14 protein-coding genes and 1 pseudogene are annotated in these 23,308 nt (G+C 49.0%); 8 read left to right on the forward strand and 7 right to left on the reverse strand.

What is annotated here, in order from left to right; all coding sequences use genetic code 11:
- Window positions 1-109: 109 nt before the first annotated feature.
- Window positions 110-910: a Uma2 family endonuclease gene (locus SPI9445_RS0112550; RefSeq protein WP_017305101.1), complete on the forward strand. Its 801-nt coding sequence runs from the start codon at window positions 110-112 to the stop codon at window positions 908-910.
- A 137-nt stretch (window positions 911-1,047) separates the two neighbouring features.
- On the opposite strand, the gene SPI9445_RS0112555 is transcribed toward SPI9445_RS0112550, so the two are convergent.
- Window positions 1,048-1,578 (reverse strand): hypothetical protein, encoded by a 531-nt coding sequence (locus SPI9445_RS0112555; protein ID WP_033373997.1) that lies wholly within the window; start codon window positions 1,576-1,578, stop codon window positions 1,048-1,050.
- A 292-nt stretch (window positions 1,579-1,870) separates the two neighbouring features.
- Between SPI9445_RS0112555 and SPI9445_RS27615 the strand changes: the two genes are divergently transcribed.
- From SPI9445_RS27615 to SPI9445_RS0112570, 3 genes are read left to right on the forward strand one after another with little or no spacing between them, the layout of a single operon-like run.
- Window positions 1,871-5,716, forward strand: coding sequence for a pentapeptide repeat-containing protein (locus SPI9445_RS27615; RefSeq protein WP_017305103.1), 3,846 nt, complete (start codon window positions 1,871-1,873; stop codon window positions 5,714-5,716).
- 18 nt (window positions 5,717-5,734) lie between these two features.
- A complete protein-coding gene (locus tag SPI9445_RS0112565; protein WP_017305104.1) occupies window positions 5,735-6,892 on the forward strand; it encodes a soluble NSF attachment family protein in 1,158 nt (385 codons plus the stop codon).
- Window positions 6,893-6,928: 36 nt separating this feature from the next.
- Window positions 6,929-7,525: a YbjN domain-containing protein gene (locus SPI9445_RS0112570; protein WP_017305105.1), complete on the forward strand. Its 597-nt coding sequence runs from the start codon at window positions 6,929-6,931 to the stop codon at window positions 7,523-7,525.
- 159 nt (window positions 7,526-7,684) lie between these two features.
- Here the strand turns inward: SPI9445_RS0112570 and SPI9445_RS0112575 are convergent, their stop codons facing one another.
- From SPI9445_RS0112575 to hypE, 6 genes are all read right to left on the reverse strand, one after another.
- Window positions 7,685-8,965 carry a hypothetical protein gene (locus SPI9445_RS0112575; protein WP_017305106.1) on the reverse strand — a complete coding sequence of 427 codons (1,281 nt, stop codon included), beginning with the start codon at window positions 8,963-8,965 and terminating at the stop codon, window positions 7,685-7,687.
- A gap of 126 nt (window positions 8,966-9,091) precedes the next feature.
- Entirely contained in the window at window positions 9,092-13,102 is a 4,011-nt protein-coding gene (locus SPI9445_RS27620) for a pentapeptide repeat-containing protein (RefSeq protein ID WP_017305107.1), read from the reverse strand.
- Between the two features lie 422 nt (window positions 13,103-13,524).
- The gene (locus SPI9445_RS0112585; protein ID WP_017305108.1) at window positions 13,525-14,781 is read right to left on the reverse strand and encodes an RNA-guided endonuclease InsQ/TnpB family protein; all 1,257 of its coding nucleotides are present in this window, start codon (window positions 14,779-14,781) and stop codon (window positions 13,525-13,527) included.
- Between the two features lie 459 nt (window positions 14,782-15,240).
- Window positions 15,241-15,789 (reverse strand): Uma2 family endonuclease, encoded by a 549-nt coding sequence (locus SPI9445_RS0112590; RefSeq protein WP_017305109.1) that lies wholly within the window; start codon window positions 15,787-15,789, stop codon window positions 15,241-15,243.
- Window positions 15,790-15,974: 185 nt separating this feature from the next.
- Window positions 15,975-16,754 (reverse strand): peptidoglycan-binding domain-containing protein, encoded by a 780-nt coding sequence (locus tag SPI9445_RS31655; RefSeq protein WP_017305110.1) that lies wholly within the window; start codon window positions 16,752-16,754, stop codon window positions 15,975-15,977.
- 241 nt (window positions 16,755-16,995) lie between these two features.
- Window positions 16,996-18,039 carry a hydrogenase expression/formation protein HypE gene (hypE, locus tag SPI9445_RS0112600; RefSeq protein ID WP_017305111.1) on the reverse strand — a complete coding sequence of 348 codons (1,044 nt, stop codon included), beginning with the start codon at window positions 18,037-18,039 and terminating at the stop codon, window positions 16,996-16,998.
- A 403-nt stretch (window positions 18,040-18,442) separates the two neighbouring features.
- On the opposite strand from hypE, the gene ldpA reads away from it, so the two are divergent.
- From ldpA to SPI9445_RS0112620, 4 genes and pseudogenes are all read left to right on the forward strand, one after another.
- The gene (gene ldpA / locus SPI9445_RS0112605) at window positions 18,443-19,594 is read left to right on the forward strand and encodes a circadian clock protein LdpA (RefSeq protein WP_017305112.1); all 1,152 of its coding nucleotides are present in this window, start codon (window positions 18,443-18,445) and stop codon (window positions 19,592-19,594) included.
- Between the two features lie 81 nt (window positions 19,595-19,675).
- Window positions 19,676-21,481: a R3H domain-containing nucleic acid-binding protein gene (locus tag SPI9445_RS0112610; protein WP_017305113.1), complete on the forward strand. Its 1,806-nt coding sequence runs from the start codon at window positions 19,676-19,678 to the stop codon at window positions 21,479-21,481.
- 188 nt (window positions 21,482-21,669) lie between these two features.
- Window positions 21,670-22,508 (forward strand): annotated as a pseudogene (locus SPI9445_RS26995) (Rpn family recombination-promoting nuclease/putative transposase).
- A gap of 29 nt (window positions 22,509-22,537) precedes the next feature.
- Window positions 22,538-23,308 (forward strand): Rpn family recombination-promoting nuclease/putative transposase (locus SPI9445_RS0112620; protein ID WP_017305115.1); only part of this gene is annotated, 771 nt, incomplete at its 3' end.

Genomic DNA, 23,308 nt, shown 5'->3' on the forward strand with positions numbered 1-23,308 from the left:
CGGGATTAACCCCGATGAAATTTAAGTTCTAAAACGATAGGATGAGTCAAAATGTCCTGATGGCTGTGCTATGGTTAATCTCACCCCAAGGCAGAAAACCCTGCCCACAATGTATGAGCTACCCAGTGAAGAAGTAGGAGAACCGGGTTTGCCGGACCAATTTCACCCCCTACAAGCCCAATTACTGCGTCTAACATTTCAACCGGGCAATTACGACCCAGAACAGGTTTTTTCGGCAATGGATCTCAATGTTTATTACGATGAGAACCACACCAGACGATATAAACGCCCCGATTGGTTTGGGGTGGTGGGAGTGCCTCGCCTATACGAAAATCGAGACTTGCGCTTAAGTTATGTAGTGTGGCAAGAAGGAGTTAGTCCTTCTCTGGTAGTGGAATTATTATCCCCAAGTACCCAAGATCAGGATTTAGGACAAGTGGAAGGGGAGGCGGATGGAACACCGACAAAATGGGAGGTGTATGAGCAGATTCTGAGGGTTCCCTACTATGTAGTGTATGACCGGACGATGGGGGGTTTTCGAGGGTTTGAATTAGAAAGGGGAGCAACAGCCGAATCTCCTCGTTATGTAGAGGTAGAAGTGAGGGAGAACCGCTGGTGGTTGGAGGGATTGGAATTAGGAGTGGGTTTGTGGCAAGGGACTTATGAGAATGTAAATCGTTTATGGTTACGCTTCTATGGGAGTTCGGGGGATTGGATTCCTACACCGACGGAACGGGAACGAGCGGAGAAAGAACGGGAACGACGGGCTAGAGAGTCTGCCGAACAACGGGAAGCACGGGAACGACAAGCCAAAGAACGGGAACGACAAGCCAGAGAAGCAGCAGAAGAACGAGCGGAACGTTTCCGACGTTTACTCATGGAAAACGGGATTAACCCCGACGAAATTTAAGTTTTAAAACAATAATTTTGGACACAACCGCATTTTCCCGACTCCCGACTCCCGATGCCTTGATTTTTAATTTTGGGTCTTAACTTCTCAAGATTGCCTATTACCTCCCCCCCTCTCCCCACAAAACAGAATAACGTTCAGGGCGTTACCACAGTGAAAACAATCCGCCTGACTCGTCCTTGATTATTGCGAAACAGTTCGAGGATAAATCCCCCACCCATCTCTGGGTCGGTTTCGTCATACAAAATGCGCTCTCGGGTTTCTTCGGTAATCCGATTTAAACGCATTCTTCCCCGACTGAGCATCCGAGCAGAATTGAGCGCCTCACTCCGAGAAAGGGCAACATTAGGAGTCAGAATCAATTGAGCGTATTCCGTAGACGCGCCTAAATTCGTGACCGTGGCATTATTGAAAAGATATTGACGGCGATAACTACAATAGGCGGGAAGATTGTAAGTTTGGCAGGCATCAGACCAGGTGGGAATAGATTGTAGGGCTGTGGCATTAAAAGGGCGATCGCGAAACCGGGTTTCCGTCGGTACCGTCACAAAATGATCCCCTTGTACCACCAACAGAGGCGACGCGAACGAAGCCGCCGTAGCAGGTGGAATAAACCCCCCAATCACCAAAGCCATCACAGCAACCGAAAAAGTAGAAAGAGACAGCATAAGAGTAAAGTAGGAAAAACTCAGGAATTATCCTAATCCTAACCTTTCCTCTCAGAATTGACTGCCACAGACCCACCCTCACCCACCCGAATATATCGACTTTTGGCGACTCCCCAAGGGGGAATATTAAGGCATACTAAAGAATAAACCAGCGCGATTAAACTATTTTCCTTTTTTAAAAACTTAATAAGTATCCTTCGATTGAACAAAGGATCTCACCCAGACCTTGAAGCCTTAATACAAGACCCGGTGCAAAAACCCAGCAGCAAACCCTCACCAAAGGACTGAACTCATGCAAACTAAAGCTCAAAAGAAACAAGACTCAGCCCATCAAGACACCCAGCATCATTTCAACAACTCATCCGGTGTAGCCGTTCAGTCCAAACCCGAAACCCAACCCAGTGTAGCCGTCCAAATGAGCCGCGCCGCCCAATTTGGCCATAGTGTGACCGGAATCCCCATCCAAGCGCAATTAGTCATCGGAGAACCGGGGGATAAATACGAAAAAGAAGCCGATACCGTCGCCGCCCAAGCCGTGCGGATGAAACCCCAAAACACCCCCATCCAACGGCAAACCCAACCCGACATGAACATCTCCCGAGCCGAACTCGGCGATATGGGAGACATGGGAGAGTTAGCCTCAGAAGGAGCAGACCTAGAAAGTCAGGGACAAGACATTGCCGCAGAAACCACCGCCGCCGCAACCGGAGAAGAGGGAGCCGCCCCCCAAGACATGGCTGAGGGAGGAATAGCCCCCGAAGAAACCGCCGAAATGCTGCCCCCAGAAACCAGTGAGCAACTCGAAGCCGCCAACATCGACCCCTCATCCTCTAGTAACGGAGAAGGCCCAGAAGCCGGGGGAGACTCCCCAGAAGCCCGTATTCAAAAAGCCATGAGTAGCGGTGGCACCCCCTTACCCGAAGACGACCAGCAGAAACTACGGGAACGTTTAAATATTGCCAATCCTGAAGCCATTGTCATTCATACCGACCCCGAAGCCGACGAACTTTGCCAAATGATGAGCGCTCGGGCCTTCACCACCAGTAATCATATCTTCTTCGCCAACGGGGAATATGGCAACGATGAACTACTGTTCCACGAAGCCACTCACTGCATACAACAAGGAGCCGTGACGACCACCGACAGCGCAGGAGAAACCCCACAGCCCGAAGATGGTGCAGAAACCATGACTCCTCAAGAGGGAACAGAATCCCCCCTTGAAGAAGCCGTCATGACTAAACCCCAAGAGCATCCCATCATCCAACGAGAAGAAGCCAAGGAAGAAACACCCGCCGCCGAAGCCCCCAAAGCTGAAGAAGCCCCCGCCGAAGAAGAATCCGAAGAACAAAAAGAAGCCAAAGCCGAAGGAGACGCGGCTCAAGAACAAGGAAAAGACGACGAAGAAAAAGCCAAAGAAGAAGGGGGCGGTGAAACCCAAGCCGAAGAAGAAAAAGCACCCACAGGAGAAGGGGGCGGCGAAGCAGGGGATCTCCCTGAACAAGCCGAGATAACAGAGGGCGGCACTGAGGTAGAAGAGGCCAACCTAGAGATGTCAGAAATCCCCGAAGAAGGGGAAGTTGAGGTCGAGGTAGATGATTTTTCCCATCTGTATTTTGGCCCAACCAAAGAGGCCGAACTCCCCGGCTTTGATGAAGAAATGCAAGACCATGAAATGTTCCAATCGGCCAAGGACAAAGAGCCGGGGGATGCCGATTTTTGGTCACAATTTGCAGAAGGCTATGATAGTCAAGCTTTAGTCGCTGAGAAATTTAGTGAAAAGGGAGTCGGAGTAGACAAGGCCTCTCTGATTATGGGAGCCGTGGGCAGTGGCATCCTAGAAGCGGCCCTTTCGGCGGCGATTTCGGCTGGTTTGTCTGCCTTGGCCGAAAAGGGCATGGAAGCCTTCGCCAAGAAGTTCCCCAACGCGGCGGGTCCCATTGGCGAAGCGATTGGCCCCATTATGACCATTGCCAGTTTTGCAATGGATCCAGAAGGATGGTTTAAAGAGAATATTTTAGTCTTTGGGGAACACGCTAAAGCCATTGCTGGGGCTTGGTCAGGTTTAGGAGAAGGAAGTGTTTGGAATCGCCTCGCTTCTTTCATGGAATTAATCTTAGGGATTATGACCATTGTGAAGCAGGTTATTACAACGGTCAAAAATATTCTGAATCTTATTTCAGCTCTTATGTTTGTCTTGGGCTTAATTTCCATCGGCATTGGCGCAGTTTTGGCTGCCTTCGTGTTCACAGCACCCGCCGCACCACCTTTTAAGATCGCGGGTGCTTTCCTCAAAAAAGGGGCGGCTTTCCTATTAAAAATTACAAAAAAATTGGGACTCATTGAAACCCTGATTACTGCCGCAAGTTTGCCTCCGCGTGCTTTGGCGGTTCTCTTCCGAACCATTGATATTGCAACCTTTGAAGGAGATCCCGAAGAACTGTTAGAGAAACAACAAAAGCTCAAAGATCATGTTAAAAATTTAGTGGCTGATGGTATCTCGACTTATCAGAGTCGAGATGACATTAAAAAAGCTGTATCGACTAAACCTGCCCCTCAAGATCCTGAGATTGAAGCCGTTTTTGGTAAAAATGCGAAAAATGAGACAGATTTTCAACAAAAATCTGAAAAATTACAAGAGTTTGAGAAAGCTAATCCTGAATTTGCGACCAAGGTACAAGATTACGAAGAAAGCGAAATGTTTGGCAATTTGTTTGCCGAATCAGATGTTCAAAAAAATTATGGACTAAAGAAAAAAGAAGCGTTTGAAGCTTGGACGGCAAAACAAGAGTTACCCGGAGATTTAGCCGAAGGTTTTCTCGGTGAAGGCGGGGCCAGTGAAACGCTTGCAAAAGCGGCTTTTATGGCAGCAGGTAAAGGAGATGGTGAGTATGAAACATGGTTTTCTACCGATGGACTCGGTGAAAAGGCTGGGGAATGGGTTGGAGGTGAGGCGGAAAATTTAGGCGGTGCGAAGGATAATTTGACTATTCAAATCCTCCAACAACGAATTATTCAGGGAGCGGAGGAATTGCCTGCACCTCCTGATGATGATGTGGTGAAAATTAATGAATGTGCCGCCGCCTATGAGGATTTGGAGGAGGAAAAACAAGCACTGGCAATTAATAAAGGCATTAACCAAAATCTCAAGGCGCAAGCGGCTGAATCTTCTATGGGAAGTCAAGCGTTAATCGAGGCCGTGGCGGTTAATCAAGCCCAGATTGAGCAGTATCACGCGGATATTGCGGAAAAACAAGTCCAACAAGATCAGGCGGCGGCTTTAATGGCTGAGGCTCAACAGACGGCGGCTCAGGGACAGGCACAAGCGGCGAATGTGGAGGGGATGACGAAGGGGCAGCAACCCCATATTGAAGGCGGGATGAAAGAGGATGCGGCCAAGGATGTTGATTCGGGTGCGGCGGAGCCGGAAGCGGCGATTGGAGGTTCTGGTCAGAGTAAGGATGATTTGAAAGAAACGGGGGGAGCTTCTCAGAAGGGAATTGCAGGGATGCAGGCGAATAAGGGCAAGTTAGCTCAAGCAGATTCTGCGGCTACGGCTCAGGATAATGAGTTACAAGGTTTCCGTGAACAAAAACAACAAGATGTAGCGGATGCGGAGGAAGCGAAAGGGGATTCTGATCAGTTAGATACGGAAATTGATGAGGGTTTAGATACGTTACAGGCACAGCAGGATCAATTACTGGCGGAGCGTCAACAATCTATTTTGAATATTCAAATGTGGATTGTAGAACATAAGGCGCAGAAGCAGGCCATTTTTGATGATTTGGAGGCAACTGAGGGGAGTATTGGGAAAGGTGAATTTGAACGGGATAGTGGGGATGAGGAAAGTGAAGATGAGGGGGATGGGCCGTTTGCAGGGGTTAAGTTAAGTGATCTAGATTTAAGTGGAACGAATTTAAGCGGGATTGATTTTACGGAGGTTGATTTAAAGGGGGCTGATTTAAGTGATGCGAATTTGTCGAATGCAACGTTGACGAAAACTCAGTTACAAGGGGCTGACTTAACGGGGGCGGATTTAACGGGGGCGGATTTAACGGAAGCTGATTTAACGGGGGCAACGCTGGATAATGCGACGCTGGATAAGGCTAAAACGGAGAATGCTGTAGGTTTAGGTGTCTAGTCTTAAGGGGAGAATACAATGAATCATTTTTCTGGGGAACCTGCCTCGAATCAGGCTGTGATGGCGGCGTTGGCTGAACTGGAGGGTCAACTGATGGCTTTGGCTCCCGAAGATGCTGGGCAACGGGCGGCGGTTTATTTACAGAAGGCGATTCTGTATCTGAGTTTGGGTGACTGGCAACAAGGGGCCGGGCAATTTGCTGAGGTGGCTCGGTTGGCGGCTCAGGAGGGGCAGGTTTTGCCTGAAGCTCAAGCGTTGTATGCTCAAGGATTGGCCTTGCAAACGGTGGCGGCGACGGATGAGAGGGGGGGGATTCCCTCGGAATCGGTTTTGCAAAGGGCGGCTGAGTTGTTTGAGCAGTTGGGACGGCAAAAGGTGGCCGAGGAGATTCGCCAGAGTTTTGCTCCCGATGTGTTGGCGTTTGGGCGGCAGATTCGGGAGTTGAGCGCTAATCCTGAGCAGTTGCAGGCTTTTTTAGAGGATTCGCCGGATGTTGAGGGGTTTTTTGCTCAGGTGGATCAGTCGTTGGAGCGTTTTGGCCAGACGATTGATGACTTGTTGAATAATCCGTTGTTGGCGGAGATTGACCCGGAAACTCGGGTGGATTTGTTTTGCTTCCGCGCTCAGTGGTATGAGGCGAATGAGCAAGGGGAAGCGGCGCAAGAGGATTGGCAAAGTGCGATCGCCTATGCGGAAGGTCTGAATCGTCCTGATCTACTGGAAAAGATCCGGGCAAGGCAACGGGGGCAAGGTGATCCCCTAGAAGATTTCCCCAGTTTTGACCCCCTTTCAGCAGTGGAGGAGAGTTTACGTCAAGGTCTTTTACCACTCAATGATCAATTGTTAGAACAGGCTATGATGGCGTTGCAAGGGAATCAGTGGGAGCAGGTTCTGGATTTGGCTATCTCAGCCCGGAAAAATGCTTTAGTCGCCGATAACCCAGACCGCTATGCTCGCTATTTATGGTCTTGTTTGTTGATGACTTTAGCCCAGGAAGGGTTAGGGGATGATGTGGGTGCGTTAGAAAGTTTATTGATGTGTAAAGCGACGTTGGATCAATCTTTAGCCAGTGCATCAGGTCAACAAGTGAATCAGTTTGTTGAGGGCTTAGAGCAACGTTGGGGATCTAGTCGGTTTGAAGAAGCCAAGGCAGGGTTTAAACGAAAAATGGTTTAAACAAAAAATGTTAGAGAGATGTTCATAGAAAGGATTATGTCTAGCTCATTTTGGGTTCAAGAAGGTTCTGAGTTTTTACAGCAAGTTTCCCGGTTAATTCAAGAGGAGATGGGGCAATTTGTTAGTAATAGTAAGTTACCTAAAAATACTGTTAATAACGGGGTACTTTTTAAAAAAGTTAAACTTTTTTTTGAGCAAAGAAAGTGGAACTATCAAATTATTCCCAATCAAAATAGTTTATATTTTAATTACCAGGCTGATCTGGGAAAATGGATGGTCTTTTTTGTGGCTCATGAATCCCAAAAACAGATTCTAGTCTATTCGGTTTATCCCCAGAAAGTCCCAGAAGCACAGCGCTCTACTATGGCGGAGTTTATCACTGGACTGAATTATTATCTATTGATGGGTAATTTTGAAATGGATCTGGGGGATGGGGAGTTACGCTATCGCACCAGCCTTGATTGTAAAGATAGCCCGGTGACGTTGCCTCAGTTACAACAAGTATTAGTGACGAATCTCAATATGATGACTCGTTATTTTGAACGGATTCAAGGGGTGATGGAGGGGCAGATTTCTCCTCAAGAGGCGATCGCGAAGCATCTCGGAACGAGAATCGCGCATAACATCCCATGATTAGGGCTTGCTGAATAACTCTACTCTGGATGGGGAACGGGAAGGGGAATCGGAAAAAGGCAAGCCTTTTTGATGATTTATCCCTAAAACCTTGTAGTTTCTCGCTCCCAATCGAAAGCCCTACTAACAGTAATTAGATGGATATTCAGCAGACCCTAATTAATCATCTAAACGATATTTACCCTTTTTTTGCATCTGTTCACGGTAAATCAAGCGAGCCTTGAGTAACTCTTCTTTACCCCAACGCCCTTCTAACCCATTGAGAACTTCTAAAATGGGTTGACTCGCGGTTTTGCCTAAGTAATGCTCTAGGGTTTTTTTGCAGTTGAGTAGGACTTCAATCGTGGCCGGGCGATCGCCCAATCCTTCATAGGCTTGGGCTAACACTAGAGAGGCTAGGGAAAAACGGAAATAACGCTGGGGATCTTTAGCTTCTAGGGCTTGATGGCGTTCTTGAACGGCCAAGTCTAAAGCCGTTTGCCACTGACCTGCTTGTAAAGCGACCTCTGTATTTTGACAAAATTGGAGGGTACTGGCAATTTTATAGAGAGCAGAATGATGGAGTTGCGTCGCTTGCTGGGTCAGTCCTTGCGCCAACTTTTGGCTTTCTTCCAGAGTCCCTTCCCCTAAACTCAGGAGACGGTCTACATTAACTGAGTTGAATAGCTCATCAGGCAGATTAATCAGGTGCTGGATTTGAGTCCGATAGTGATTCAACAAATCCCCAAGCAGGCGATTTTCTCCCCCTTGACCAGACTGGGCGAGGTAATCGAAAACTGGGGACAATAGCTCAGATTCGCTGTTTTCACCGGGGGAAAACTGACTCAGGACAAAGCTGAGGATGTCTGGATCCTCAGTTGTTCCCGCGAGAGTGAACATCGCCTCAATGTCCCTCGTGGCTTGCTCCCATTGACCCCCTTGTAAATAGAGGCGAGCGCGTTGACGGTAAAGTTCAAGGATCTGACGGGCTTGAGTTTGGGGGGTTAGTTGTGCGTTCGTGAAACGTTGCGTAGCAATCGCCTCCGTCAAGTCTTGCACCTCAGAAGACTGGTCCATCAAACGTTTCCCCAACTGCCCCATCTGTTGTTCCGCCTGTTGTTGCAGTGGCAGATTGCCCACCTGAGCAAACAATTCAGCCGACTGTTGGAACGCTTGAAGTGCAGCTTCCGTTTGGTCTGGCAGAACCGCCAACATTCCCCCCTGAGCATAGCAGGCTTGCGCTTGAATTTCCGTTTGGTTCGCCTGGGCCGCCAATTGAGCCACTTGACCATAGGTGGCAGCCGCTTGGGCCCATTGATTCGCCCGAAACTGTTGATCCGCACGCTGAAGTTGTTCAAAAATCCTCATCACCCCCGGCTCAACCTCCCCAAAACTGTTCAACTTCTGGGCTAAAGCTTCTTGGGCTTGGGTCAGGAGGTTAAAGGCATTCTGAATCGTCATATCGCGTTTTGGGAAGTAATGAGTTGACAAGAGTTAATACACATCTCCCCTAATTCGGCTGGAACGCCTATGTTACCGTTCCGAAAAGGGGGTTTTAGGAGATGTCTAATGGTTTAGCATTGCCAGTTAGCCCTTCAACTGGGCTTCCTCAAGCTCTGTATCCTTCAGGTCGGCATCCGTTAAATCAGCATTCTGGAAGTCTGCATTAGCGAGAATCGAACGGACTAATTTTGCACCCATGAGTAACGCACCACTAAAATCAACATCGCTTAAATCCGTATTACTCAGATCCGCCCCCGCTAAGTTAGCCCCCGCCAAATTCGCCCCTGCGAGGTCTGCATCCACTAATATAACCCCACTCAGATCCGCTCCCTCCAAATTGGCACCGTTCAAATTCGCCCCAGTCATATCCGTACCACTCAAATCAGCCCCACTCAGATCCAGACCTTCCGTAGACTCATCCGAGGCAGAGGCTTCTGTCTCTTCTCCACCACTCCAGCCCAAAGTTTCCATAATCCCCGCGAAAAACGTACTAAATTCTTCTTCCCAGACTTGAGCTTCGGCAATAGCCGCCTCTCGATCCGCCATCAATTGATCCCGATTGCTTTCACTATTGCTTTGTTCCTCTTCCGCTAACGTTTGACCCTCATCCAAGGTGGCTAGGTCTTCTTCCGATGCCAGCTGTTGTTCCTCAAACTGAGCCTGCATTGCTTCCATTTCGGCATCATGTTGTTCGGCCTCAGTGCTGGCATTATCCAGTTTACTGGTCCGCTCTTCGGCTAATTCACCACTCGCATCTGAAGCATTGCCCATATTGTCGCCCGCTTCTTTTTGACTGCCGGCATTGCCACTCACATGGGTTTCCGGATTAGAAGCACTACTGCCCTCCGTGTTGACAGCATTATTGCCCCCAGTTTCCTTAACATTTTGATTAGCCCCTTGAATGCCGATCACAAAAGCAAAGGCCAGATTAATCGGGATTAAAATTGGCCAATAAACAGCCATCACCGCTAAATACTGAGCCGCTAAGGCCGTTCCCATACCAGCTTCTGCTCCTAGAGTGTCATTGACCGCTTGGCGTTCGGCAATGTCGGCTTGATAGGCCGCGATCGCCTCCCGATTAGCCGCCAGAGAATCTTGAGCCGCCTGATTAAGCACCACATTTTCCTGAAGCAGGGCTTTTTCCTCTTCTGCGCGCTGAATAGCCGCTTCCAAAGCCAGTCGTTCCCCTTCATTTTTCACCATCCCGAACGCCGCCGCATCCACTCGTTCCGGCGCATCCATCGGGGGCTCAGGCATCTCTCCCGCCTCACCCAAAGCCCCATACAAAGCCGTCGCCGAGCGATAACCCGTTAAGGCCTTTTGATCTTGGTCTGAATTCTTAGAATAGTGCGCTAGCCAACTGTCTTGATACTTTTGTTCGTTTTCAGCCGTTTCTTCATCCGTCTTACCGCTCTCGGCACCAATGGCAAATCCCGTAGCCGCCGCTCCCGCCATACCCCCCAAGGACTTATCACCACCGGGCATATAATCCCCCACCACTGGGATTTGACCCAACCAAGCATTTTCGCCACCTGATGCGAAACTGTCCTTTGCCCCGACCTCTTTCCCTTGAGTCTTTTGAGCCGCAAACTCCGTCCCAATCGCTATAGCATTACTGGTCATACTTTGGGTAGAATCCCGCAGAGCCGTTTGTTTAGCAATCAGGTCATCAATACTCCCTTCACAAGTCAAAATATCTAAAGCCAGAGCCTGCATATACATCAAGTTCAGGCACACTAGAAGGGATTGCAGCATAGTTAAGGCGATAGAGAGAGGGGCTAAAAAGCCGTTTAAGGTCGTGAAGAACCCCTTAAAAGTAGCGGCCCAGGGTTTAAATATCGTTAGTGCATACATCCAGAGTTGGTTGCCGACATTAACAAGGGTCGTTCCTACACTAATTAATGAGGTACCAGGTGGAATGCCGACCCCAAAAGGTAGGGGCATCAAGGCGTTCCCCACACTGATAAGTGCTGTTCCTACAAGGGCTAAGAGCTTACCAATCGCTGTAAATAACAGGTCTAAAACCGTCAGAACCCCCCAAATAATCTTACAGATTAGAGCCGCAATATTGACCAAGTTCCACACAAACTGAACAACTTTCACCACCAGATTGGTAATGCCAATAATGCCTTTGAAGTAATTGGCAATCCCTTCCCAAGGCGTTTTCGCATTGAGAATCCCCCCAGCGGCTTCCCCAATCCCTTTAGCATCATCCGCCCAAGATCCCCCAGCCAGCGCATTCGCCCAAGCCTCTGGACTCGCCCAGCCTTGTTCACTATTGCCAACCGCACTCAATACCGTAAAGGTTGCCAAGGCATTGTTCACCACCGGGAACTTGTTGCCAATCGCTCCCACCCCCAAGGCTGTTACCCCACTAATCCCCCCTTCAACCGCCCCCGTGAGTAGGCCTTGACCAATGGCATCCCCAATCAATTGTCCTCGGTCTACCTCGGGTTGAGGGGTTTCCGGTTCTCCCCCATCCAATACACTCTTAAAGAAACTGTGGTTTCCAATCTCCTCATCCCATTCAGGGACTTCATTCGGCTGGGTAGCCACCCAGCTATAGTCAAAGGGATCTTCGCCCGGTTCAGGAACATCAACCTCATCCTCCAACTCATCCAGATTGGCTTCTGCGCTTTCCGAATCTGCAGGAATCCCACTGCTGGCAACCATGGCTTCTGGATTGAGGGTCGGAGCCTCTGGAATGCCCCCTAACGTCTCTTCAGGTCCCGCCTCCGCCACCATCCCAGAGGTTTCGCCCACCGCATCCTGGGCTTCTCCCCCGCCATCCTCTTGGGCAGAGTCAGCCCCCTCTTCGGCCGCTTCTCCTTGTTCTGCCCCTTGTTCCCCAGCACTATCCGCCTGCGCTCCGGCCTGTTCTTTTTGTTTTTCTTCCGCTTCCTTGTCGGTGGCTGTTTTTTCTCCTTCCTCCCGTTGCACCAGGGGCCCACTCCAGGCCTGGGGATTGACCTGAGCCATGGTCATCATCGCTTCTCCTTCACCCCCCACCGCAATGGGTTGGGTTTTTTCATCCTCGGCTGATTTTTCCCCGCCCGGGTGAACCTCTAAAGACGTTGCCCCTTGTTGGATAGTGTGCCATGCTTCATGGAATAACAGTTCATCATCCCCCCGTTGTCCTGCCCCGAAGAAGATATGATTCCCTGTCGTAAACGCTAAGGCTCCGAGTTCTCGACAGAGTTGATAGGACTCCTCATTATCATGCACTTGAATATTTTCTGGATCTTCAATGCCTAAATAGTTTCGGAGCGATTCCTGCTCTTCTGGAGTGGGAGAGCCTCCACCCCCACTCATGGCTTTTTGAATGCGCTCTTCTAGGCTCGGGGGTTGTTCTCCTGCTTCTTGGGTTTCAGTGTCCCCCCCTTCAGTCCCCCCAGTCGGTTTTTGCTCTTCTCCGAGGGCTTCTCCCATTTGATCTTGAGTTTCTGGGGAAAACGTCTCACCCATCATTTCTTTCTCTTCTTCAGAGGGGGCCTCTCCCTCTTTTTTGGGAGGAGGAGTCCCTTCTGCACCCCCTTCTGTCGCTCCTCCTGCTCCCCCAGTTCCCCCTTCCACGGCTTCGGTTAAACCCCCTTTCTCACCCAGGGTTTCTGGGGCTTTCTCTCCTTCTCCGGTCATTTCCGGGGGTTTCTCCTCTCCTCCTGTGGCAATTTCAGGAAGTTTATCCCCCCCTCCGGCAATGTCTGGGGCTTTCTCTCCTCCTCCAGCCACCTCGGGTAAGTCAGGTGCTAACTGTGTTTCCAGGTTGTCGGGCTGCGCTGGGAGAGAAGTGGGGGCTGTTGGATTGGTTTTGGCTTGAACAGTGCTTTGTTCAGAGTTGTGCTTGTCTGCTACAGCTTGGGCGGCGACGCTATCGGCTTCTTGTTCGTATTGATCGCCGGGTTCCCCAACTACTAATTCTGCCTGCACTGGAACTCCTGTCACACTATGACCAAATGCTGAGGCGCGACTCATTTGGACGGCTAAACTGGGCTGAAGTTCAGGTTTAGACTGAATGACTGAATCAGACTGCGGTGTAACGGAATAACTGGAGGCTTTTTGTGATGAATCGTTTTGGGGTTGTACAGTCGTTTTCATTGATTCAGTCCTTTAACAAAAATGTTGCGGAATTCCCCTTCCTCGCTTGCAGGGACCGGATGGACTTGACCAGTAACTCCCAAAGCGAAAACCAAGCTAAAAAGGGCTGTGTTGCAAGAGAAAATTGGGGTCTTAGGAACTAGGACTTCTGCCTGGGGAGGGAAGATAAGACTCGCTATATTTCGGTATAGAAAGCACTTCCCATTGAATCAGGAAGCTCCATCTTCGCGCCTAGGCAGGGTGGGGTAGTTCACTAGATTATCAGTTATAAGAAACCAATAAACATCAAGCTTATAATTTGTAACAGGATTGATCTCACTTGAGAATGACCATTTGCGCAAGTTTTAGAACAAGAAAGTGATAAAAGTGTGACATCCTCCCGACACCGACCCTAGGGGTACGGTGCGGGCTTCCCCATATCACTATGAGGCTTTCCTGTTTCTACGGGAGGCTCTAGATGTCTTTTTAGGGACATCCCCGATAACCTCTTCCGACCCAGGCAGCTTGACCCCCAGTCCAAGGGCTGCAAGTCCACGTTGCTCAACAACCATCGCCGCAGCAACGTCCCTATCCGTTACAAACCCACAATGAGAACATTTGCTACGCAACGCTTCGCGAACATGCACTCGTTGAGACAAGTCTTTCTTACCAGTCACTACACCACAACTCGGACAAATTTGGCTAGTGAAATTAGCATCAACTTTCTCAAAATAAACATCTCGTTTCCAAGCCACGTGCTTTAATACCTCCAGAAAACCCCCAAAACCAGCATCAAGGGTAGGTTTACACAACATTCCCCTAGACATGGCTTTGACGTTCAAATCTTCGGCAAAAATGATATTGGCTTGGTCACAAAGATGATGAGCGACTTGATAATGAAAGTTCTTGCGAGTGTTATAAATGTGTTCATGAAGTTTAGCTACTTTTTCCCGAGCTTTATGCCAGTTTTTTGACCCTTTCTGTTTCTTCGACAATCTCCTTTGTAGCCATTTAAGCTGACTTTGAAGTTCCAAGAAAAACTTAGGTCTAGCTATTAATTTCCCCTGAGATGTTGCTATAAACTTCTCAAGTCCCAAATCAATCCCTAGAGATTTTCCTTCAGGCTTTGGAGAAGGAATATTAACATCTGATTGAATACAGATAACAGCATACCAACCCGAAGCTTTTTTAACGATCTGAACTTGTTTAACTACAAATCCATCAGGTATAGGTCTGTGTAGATTAATGACCACAGAGCCTAGCTTAGGGAGTCTCAATTGATATCCAGTTACGGGGTTTTCCCTGAATTGAGGAAAGTTAATCGACCGAAACTGACCATATTTCTTAAACCTAGGAAAACCAAAACTTCTTTTCCAGAAAAAGTTAAACGCTTTGTCTAAACGCCCCATAACCTCTTGCAAGACCTGAGACTGAACTCGTTTTAGTTCTGGGTATTGCTGTTTGGCTTGAGTTAAAGCTTTTTTCTGTTTATAGTAGTCGGGAAAAGGTTGATCCGCAGGTATAATGTACTCAGAATGAAGGCTACAAGCGTTAACCTGACACTTGCGAGAATTTATCCATTCTTTTCGTTCTGCCAAGGCATAATTATATACCCCTCGACAGATTTCTAGCCAGTCAAGTAATTCTTTTTCTTGACTGGCATCTGGATAAATTCTGTAGCAATAGTTGAGGTTTAACACGAATAGTAGCTGATTGACCTGAACCGATTATACAATATCTAGGGATAAATCGTCACTCCCTAGTAAATGATTGTTGGTTAATTTTCGGGGCATCGAACCCCTCAATTAACCGTCTTTCATCCCGACACTGACATTTACTACGCAACGCTTCGCGAACGTACAGTGCGGGGCTTCCCGACGATGAGCTAAAGGGTGATTTATCGGTTACAATTTATCGGTTTGACTGATACTTACTGAAAGCACCACCAGCAAAACTTTGTTCCTCATGCGGTACTTCTTGCAGGATTGAAGTGAACATCGTTGAAGGGGAAAATTTTGGGGAGAATCAGTCGGGTGTCTATTGGAATAATTTGTATTATCGCCGAGTTTTTTAGCTTAGGCTATCTCCAAAGGTCGATAATTTGCGCCGATCATTGGCAATCTGGAATGTGCTGCGACAATAGGGAATCTCAATTGACCTCAATCTAAACCCCGATAGAGTTGGTCAATCTCAAATCCTAATCCCAAACTGGTTAAGAGAACAGAATCCCCTGCTTCATACACCACCACCTCCCAATTCTCTCCTCGGCGACGATGACATTCGACCCATTGCCGATCTTGAGCAATCAAAACATATTCCTCTAATGCGGTAATTTTTTGATAATCTCGGAACTTCTCATCGAGGTCAAAGGCTTGGGTACTGGGGGATAGCACCTCTACAATCAGCTTAGGATAGCGCTTAAGGTAGCGATCGCCCCGATCCCTCGGATCACAAGTCACAAAAGCATCAGGATAGTAATAAAACTCATCCTGATAATTCACCCTCACATTACCTGAATAAAATCGACATTGTGAGTCTCCCAAATGATTGTCAATCATCTTCAACAGATTAAAAGCAATGCGATCATGATTATCCGTCCCCCCCGACATCGCATAGACCAAACCCCGTCTATATTCATGACGATAGTCACTTTGAAGCTCTAAAGTTAAATACTCTTCTGGGCTAACATAGTTCGGAACAGCAATCATAATGACCTCCGCTAAATGCTGCAACCTTGATCTGAATTATATGTTGAAGAAGGGAACAGGGAATAGGTAATAGACATCTCCCCCGCTCCCCTGCTCCCCCTCTCTCCCCGACTACCCAGCAACAAAAACCCCCCCACAGCGAACCGTGAGGGGAACCCAAGACCCAATCCCACCCCTTCAGGACATTACAACCCTAAAGCAGAACGAGTTTGTGGCCCCACAATACCATCCACCAGCAAACCCTGTTGAGATTGGAAACGACGCACAGCCGCCGCCGTATTAGCCCCATAAACCCCATCAATCGTCACACCTAAACGGGTTTGGACTTGCCGCACCGCATCCCCCGTTGAACCCATACGCAACATTACGCCCCCAGTTCCCGGTCTTGTAGCACCATTCACCGGAGCCGTATAGGGGCCATACACCCAACGACCACTAGAAAGCTGCAACCAGTCCCCACTTTGAGCCACCACAGGCAGTAAAACCGCCCCATTGCGTACACCGGTACAAGCACCCGTAGCAGCGGGTTGATTGCGAGCGCATAATTCACCACCATTAGGCGTACTCACCCGACGCGCACGCCCCCCGCCCACCGGAGGCTGAGACGTTTGAGCCGTCGTATAAGGCCCATAAACCCAACGACCACTAGAAAGCTGTAACCAATCCCCACTTCTGGCCACCACAGGCAACAAAGCCGCCCCATTGGAAACCGTCAAGCAAGGTCCAGAAGCAGAAGGTTGATTGCGAGCGCAGAGGGGGCTACCGTTGGGGGTTTGGACACGCAGGGCAAAAGCAGGCGCGGCGACCATCATACTCGTGGCGAATACCCCAGTCGCTAAAGCCCCTAACCACACCCCGCTGGGGATTTTCCGCCAGTCAAAGAAGCTTACTGTAGGGACTTCATACTCAATTTGTTCGGCTTCTTCATAACAAGCATAAATTTGGTTCAAAGATAAAGTATCCATCCAAAAATCTCCTAAATGAAGCTGAGATATCGTCTTGAGAACATCCCCATCTGGGGGACTCGGAACAATTACAGGTATCAAAAAAACTTCAGAATTGTTTCTACTTTAGGGATAATCCAGAACCTAAAGTTCTCAAAAGTAGCACCTTCTCAGTATTTCCACTACCTTCAATTTTAAAGTTTTTTGCCCGAACTGTCCTGCCTTTAGAGTGAATTTTTGTATAGTTGACTGAAGCAGTCCTCTAACAAATGCGGGGCAACTGTTCTCCACTCAGCATATCTACAATGCGGGTTGCTCCAATTCCGCTTTCTAGGGTGACTAGGCCTAAAGTTTGGCTGGCTGTTGCTGTAACGCTTCCAATTACAGTCGCTTGGGGGTCAAATTGCTGTAAAATCCCTAGAGCTTTGTCTAGGTCATGGGGTGGGACAAAGGCGATAAATCGCCCCTCGTTGGCCACATAGAGGGGGTCAAAGCCCAATATTTCACAGGCCCCTTGCACATCTTCCCGGACGGGAATAGCTCGTTCTGTGATGTGAATTTGCACCTTTGCACTGCTGGCAATTTCATTGAGGGCGCTGGCCAGTCCACCTCGGGTCAAGTCCCGTAAACAGTGGATTGTCACCCCAGCATTGAGTAATTCCAGGACTGGGGGGGCAACGGATGCTGAATCACTCTCAATGGTGGTTTCAAAGGCTAATCCTTCCCGCACAGCCATGATAGCAATGCCATGACGACCTAAATCTCCGCTTAACAGTACCTGATCTCCCACGGCAACGGAGGGGGGGGCGATGATTTGGTTATGTTCAATGATGCCAATGCCTGCGGTATTAATAAAAATACCGTCTCCTTTGCCCCGGTCTACTACTTTTGTATCTCCCGTGACGATTTGGACTCCGGCTTGTTGGGCGGCCTGCTGCATGGACTGGACAACACGCCAAAGTAGGGTCATGTCTAGGCCTTCTTCTAAGATAAATCCGGCGCTGAGATAGAGGGGACGCGCCCCACTCATGGCTAAATCATTGACGGTGCCATGAATGGCGAGGGAACCAATATCACCGCCGGGGAAAAAGAGGGGACGAATTACATAGGAGTCAGTGGTAAAGGCGATTTTCTCACCGGGTAGATTGAGGCGGATGGAGTCGTGGGGCGGGGTGGTGGCTTGGAAGGTGGGAGCAAACATCTGTTCGATGAGTTGGTTCATCAGTTTGCCTCCGCCACCGTGAGCTAATAGGACTTGGGGATATTGATCTAAGGGAATGGGACAGGAGAGGTTAAAATCGCTCATGAAACTGGATAATGGGGTAAATTTTGACCAAAATTCATGGGATACAAGCCCAGATGTTCTAATATGGCTTTTTTTCGTCTATGGCTTACCCCCAATGTTATCATAGCCCCATGCTAGACATTGCCGATGAGTACAAACTACAACCTACGCTTGCGTAAGCAGTCGTTTTTTCAAAAGATGATTAATCTTCGGACGGGGTAGACAGTTCTCCTTTTTTTGTAGTATACTGTGTAATACACAGGTTACATAAGTTTGATGGTCATGAATCAGTATGAACGGGCAGGGGAAACCTGCTGACGCTAGATAAAGAGTTATTTTGTCCCAAGGCCACTAGATACAGGGGTAGCCTCAAAAGGATTAAATTCCCTTACCGTTTTTTCAAGCAAGGTTTTAGCATAGAGGGGTGATTGAAATATATTCTCCCATTAGTTCACTCCAGTCGGGCTGCTGGTTCAAACTCATTTGTGGGGCTAGTTTTCAGCATCTTCCGGCTATCCGAAATCTCACCTTGGCTTATGCGTTGGGTGGTGCAGATTGTATTGACGTAGCCGCCGATCCGGCCGTCATCGCGGCGACCCAAGAAGCCCTAGGGGTGGCTTGTGCTTTGCAGGAAGAAGCCCAAGCGCGGGGGTTTTTGATGGTGACAAAACCTTGGTTGATGGTGAGCTTGAATGATGGGGACGATCCCCATTTTCGTAAGGCGGTGTTTGACCCGCGATTTTGTCCATCGACCTGTCCTCGCCCTTGCGAGGGGATTTGTCCGGCCGAGGCGATTCCGGGGAGAGACTACGCCAACGCCTTTGGAGAGAATCCGGGGGTGATAGAAGCTCTCTGTTATGGCTGTGGGCGGTGTTTGCCCGTTTGTCCGAGTCAGTTAATTACCGCACAATCCTATGTTTCCACCCCGGAAATTGTCGTGCCGCTCCTGTTTGACCGGGGGATTGATGCCCTAGAAATTCATACCCAAACGGGTCATTTTGAGGGCTTCCAACGACTTTGGCAGGCGATCGCACCCTATCAGCACCAACTCAAGCTATTAGCCATCAGTTGCCCCGATCATCAGGATCTCATCCTCTATCTTAAAACCCTTTATCAATGGGTTTCCCCCTTACCCTGTCCCCTCATTTGGCAAACCGACGGTCGGCCCATGAGTGGAGATATTGGCAAGGGAGCAACTCGTGCTGCTGTGAAGCTGGCCGAGAAAGTCTTGGCCGCCCATCTACCCGGTTATGTTCAACTGGCCGGAGGTACGAATCAGCAGACGGTGGAAAAACTGCGACGGGCAAAACTCCTCAATCTGAACCCATCTCTGATATCCTCAGAGCAAACCATTGCGGGAGTTGCCTATGGCAGTTATGCCCGCACTCAACTGACTTCCCTCCTCCACCAACTGGAGGAACGTAGTCAGTCCCCTTGCGGTAAACCCCAACTAGAACACCATCCTGATTTACTCTGGCAAGCAGTCACCCTTGCCCATCAGTTGGTTGCTCCCCTTAAAAGGAGTCCACCTGTGTCCCGTCAGGAGGGAGAAAAGCCCGGAGTCGGGTCGTCCTAACCTTCTCCCTTTCCCCCCTGCAATCTGTTCGCGTAGCGTTGCGCAGCAAACGCACAAATCTGTTCCTAACCTCAAGGTGGTATGACAAATCCCCAAATAATACAATCCTTTCCCGAACCTGTTTTTACAACAACGCCTACTGCTAAACCTCACGATTCAAAACCCTTGAAACGCACAGAAATCGCCGATAACTTAGACCAACTTCTAGAGATGTTGCCCCCCAGCATCGGGGAAAAACTCGCCCAACATCCCTCTCGGGACATTGTGATTGAAGTGGTGATGGACTTAGGGCGCTTGCCGGAAGTTCGTTTTCCTCACGGGGCTGAATATCTCGCTGAAACCCCTATTACTCGCGAAGATTTGCAGTATAGCATCAACCGGGTGGGTAGCTTTAGCGGGGACAATCGCGCTGGCATTGAGCGCACCTTGCACCGCATTAGCGCCATGCGGAATCGAGGTGGAGATATTATCGGCTTGACCTGCCGGGTAGGTCGTGCGGTTTATGGCACCATTGGCATGATTCGGGATTTGGTCGAAACGGGACAGTCCATCTTGCTCTTGGGTCGTCCGGGGGTGGGGAAAACAACCGTATTGCGGGAGATTGCCCGGGTGCTAGCCGATGAGTTACATAAACGGGTGGTGATTATCGATACCTCTAACGAAATCGCTGGGGATGGGGATATTCCCCATCCGGCCATTGGTCGCGCTCGTCGGATGCAGGTGGCTCGACCGGAGTTACAACATCAGGTGATGATTGAAGCGGTGGAAAACCATACCCCTCAAGTGATTGTCATTGATGAAATTGGGACGGAATTAGAGGCGCTAGCCGCTCGTACTATTGCAGAACGCGGGGTGCAGTTGGTGGGAACCGCTCACGGGAATCAAATTGAAAACCTGATCAAAAACCCGACCTTAGCTGACCTGATTGGGGGGATTCAAGCGGTGACACTGGGGGATGATGAAGCCCGACGACGGGGTTCTCAGAAGACAGTGTTGGAGCGGAAAGCACCGCCCACCTTTGAAATTGCCGTGGAAATGCAGGAACGTCAGCGCTGGGTGGTTCATCCTAATGTGTCTGATACGGTGGACTTGTTGCTGCGTGGTCAGGAACCCTCGCCCCAAATTCGCACCCAAAACGAGGCGGGCGAGGTGGAAATTATTACCCAGAAACCCGCATTGCAGCCTTTACCTAGTCGTGGAGGGTTAACGGTGGCACCTCCGACCCAACCGGGGGGCTGGCGGGCTTCCGGGCGAATGCGTCCAGTCCCCAGTGGCAGCCCGACGGTGGTCAATGCGGAGTTTGAGCAGATGTTAGATCAAGCTTGGCATCAGCCGGAATTGGTGGAGGATAAGGTACGGACTCCTGGGCCGAATGGGGAAGATTGGCCGATGTATATTTATCCCTATGGGGTGGGGCGATCGCAACTAGAACAAGTAATCGAGTTGTTGAACTTGCCTGTGGTGTTAACCAAGGACATGAATAGCGCGGATATTGTGTTGGCGCTGCGATCGCAAATCAAAAACCATTCCAAACTGCGTCAAATCGCCAAAGCCCGCCAACTGCCCATTCATGCCGTCAAATCTAGCACCATCCCCCAAATCACCAAAGCCCTCCGTCGTGCTTTAGGGATGGACGATTTCAACAGTTCCGAAGGCCTCGATTTGCGCTTATTTAGCCATCAGGGGAGTGATGACGAATTAGAAGCCCTAGAGGAAGCCCGATTAGCCGTCGAGCAAATTGTCATCCCCAAAGGGCAACCCGTCGAATTATTACCTCGCTCCCCCAAAGTCCGTAAAATGCAGCACGAATTAGTCGAACACTATCGCCTACAATCCGACAGTTTTGGGGAAGAACCCAACCGTCGTTTACGGATTTATCCCGCCTGAATTCTGAGCGATTTCTGGGACAAAGGGCGAGATCATCTCGCCCTTTTGTTGTAAAACAGTTGATGATTCCCTAGATGTTTTCCCATATCAGCCTGAAACAGCAAGATTTCCCCTGATCTTCTGCCAGTCTGACTCACTCGACATCAAGATTAATTCAACCCGCAAGGAAGTCAGGAGGATAAAAACCCATGAAAACCGACAGCATCTTTTACCGCATCTTTCAACAATATCCTCGCAGCTTCTTTGAATTACTCAACCGTCCTCCCACCGAAGCCAATAACTACCAATTCACCTCCGTAGAAGTCAAGCAACTCGCCTTTCGCCTAGATGGTCTTTTCCTTCCTGTCTCAGAGGATACCACCCAACCTTTTTATCTAGCGGAGGTTCAATTCCAACCCGACGAAACCCTGTACTATCGTCTTTTCGCCGAACTCTTCCTTTATCTCCGTCAATACCAACCCCCCCATCCTTGGCAAGTTGTTGTGATTTATCCCACTCGTAGCATTGAACGAGAACCCCCCCAACACTTCAGGGACTTATTGCGTTCTGGTACAGTGACTCGGGTTTATCTCGACGAGTTAGAAGGAGTCCAGGAAAGGCTAGGAGTGAGTATAATTCAGTTAGTGGTGGAAGAAGAAAGCCAAGCGATGGAATTGGCACAAAGACTCATCCAACAAGCTCAAGAGGTGTTAGTCACCAGTCCCATTCAGCGAGATATTATTGACTTAATTGAAACAATTGTTGTGTACAAATTACCCCAACTGAGTCGAGAGGAGATAGCAGAAATGTTAGGATTAACGGATTTAAAACAAACTCGTTTCTATCAAGAAGCTTTTGAAGAAGGCCGTCAGGAAGGCCGTCAGGAAGGCCGTCAGGAAGGCCGCCAAGCCGCCAAGAAGGTCGTCAGGAAGGGATAGAACAAGCTCAAAGAAACCTAATTCAACGTCTCTTGAGTCGTGGTCACAGTCCATCGGAAATTGCGGAGTTACTCGACTTCCCCTTAGAAAGAGTTCAACAACTTCTATAGGAAAGGGAAACTTAGGAGGATAAAAACCCATGAAAACCGACAGCATCTTTTACCGCATCTTTCAACAATATCCTCGCAGCTTCTTTGAATTACTCAACCGTCCTCCCACCGAAGCCAATAACTACCAATTCACCTCCGTAGAAGTCAAGCAACTCGCCTTTCGCCTAGATGGTCTTTTCCTTCCTGTCTCAGAGGATACCACCCAACCTTTTTATCTAGCGGAGGTTCAATTCCAACCCGACGAAACCCTGTACTATCGTCTTTTCGCCGAACTCTTCCTTTATCTCCGTCAATACCAACCCCCCCATCCTTGGCAAGTTGTTGTGATTTATCCCACTCGTAGCATTGAACGAGAACCCCCCCAACACTTCAGGGACTTATTGCGTTCTGGTACAGTGACTCGGGTTTATCTCGACGAGTTAGAAGGAGTCCAGGAAAGGCTAGGAGTGAGTATAATTCAGTTAGTGGTGGAAGAAGAAAGCCAAGCGATGGAATTGGCACAAAGACTCATTCAACAAGCTCAAGAGGTGTTAGTCACCAGTCCCATTCAGCGAGATATTATTGACTTAATTGAAACAATTGTTGTGTACAAATTACCCCAACTGAGTCGAGAGGAGATAGCAGAAATGTTAGGATTAACGGATTTAAAACAAACTCGTTTCTATCAAGAAGCTTTTGAAGAAGGCCGCCAAGAAGGTCGTCAGGAAGGGATAGAACAAGCTCAAAGAAACCTAATTCAACGTCTCTTGAGTCGTGGTCACAGTCCATCGGAAATTGCGGAGTTACTCGACTTCCCCTTA

This window comes from Spirulina subsalsa PCC 9445, assembly GCF_000314005.1.
Taxonomy (GTDB): Bacteria; Cyanobacteriota; Cyanobacteriia; order Cyanobacteriales; family Spirulinaceae; genus Spirulina_A; species Spirulina_A subsalsa.

Excerpts from the sequence above, each read along its gene's own strand:
- SPI9445_RS0112550 (WP_017305101.1), top strand. The coding sequence starts at position 110 with ATGTATGAGCTACCCAGTGAAGAAGTAGGAGAACCGGGTTTGCCGGAC.
- SPI9445_RS0112555 (WP_033373997.1), bottom strand. The coding sequence starts at position 1,578 with ATGCTGTCTCTTTCTACTTTTTCGGTTGCTGTGATGGCTTTGGTGATT.
- SPI9445_RS27615 (WP_017305103.1), top strand. The coding sequence starts at position 1,871 with ATGCAAACTAAAGCTCAAAAGAAACAAGACTCAGCCCATCAAGACACC.
- SPI9445_RS0112565 (WP_017305104.1), top strand. The coding sequence starts at position 5,735 with ATGAATCATTTTTCTGGGGAACCTGCCTCGAATCAGGCTGTGATGGCG.
- SPI9445_RS0112570 (WP_017305105.1), top strand. The coding sequence starts at position 6,929 with ATGTCTAGCTCATTTTGGGTTCAAGAAGGTTCTGAGTTTTTACAGCAA.
- SPI9445_RS0112575 (WP_017305106.1), bottom strand. The coding sequence starts at position 8,965 with ATGACGATTCAGAATGCCTTTAACCTCCTGACCCAAGCCCAAGAAGCT.
- SPI9445_RS27620 (WP_017305107.1), bottom strand. The coding sequence starts at position 13,102 with ATGAAAACGACTGTACAACCCCAAAACGATTCATCACAAAAAGCCTCC.
- SPI9445_RS0112590 (WP_017305109.1), bottom strand. The coding sequence starts at position 15,789 with ATGATTGCTGTTCCGAACTATGTTAGCCCAGAAGAGTATTTAACTTTA.
- SPI9445_RS31655 (WP_017305110.1), bottom strand. The coding sequence starts at position 16,754 with ATGGATACTTTATCTTTGAACCAAATTTATGCTTGTTATGAAGAAGCC.
- hypE (WP_017305111.1), bottom strand. The coding sequence starts at position 18,039 with ATGAGCGATTTTAACCTCTCCTGTCCCATTCCCTTAGATCAATATCCC.
- SPI9445_RS0112610 (WP_017305113.1), top strand. The coding sequence starts at position 19,676 with ATGACAAATCCCCAAATAATACAATCCTTTCCCGAACCTGTTTTTACA.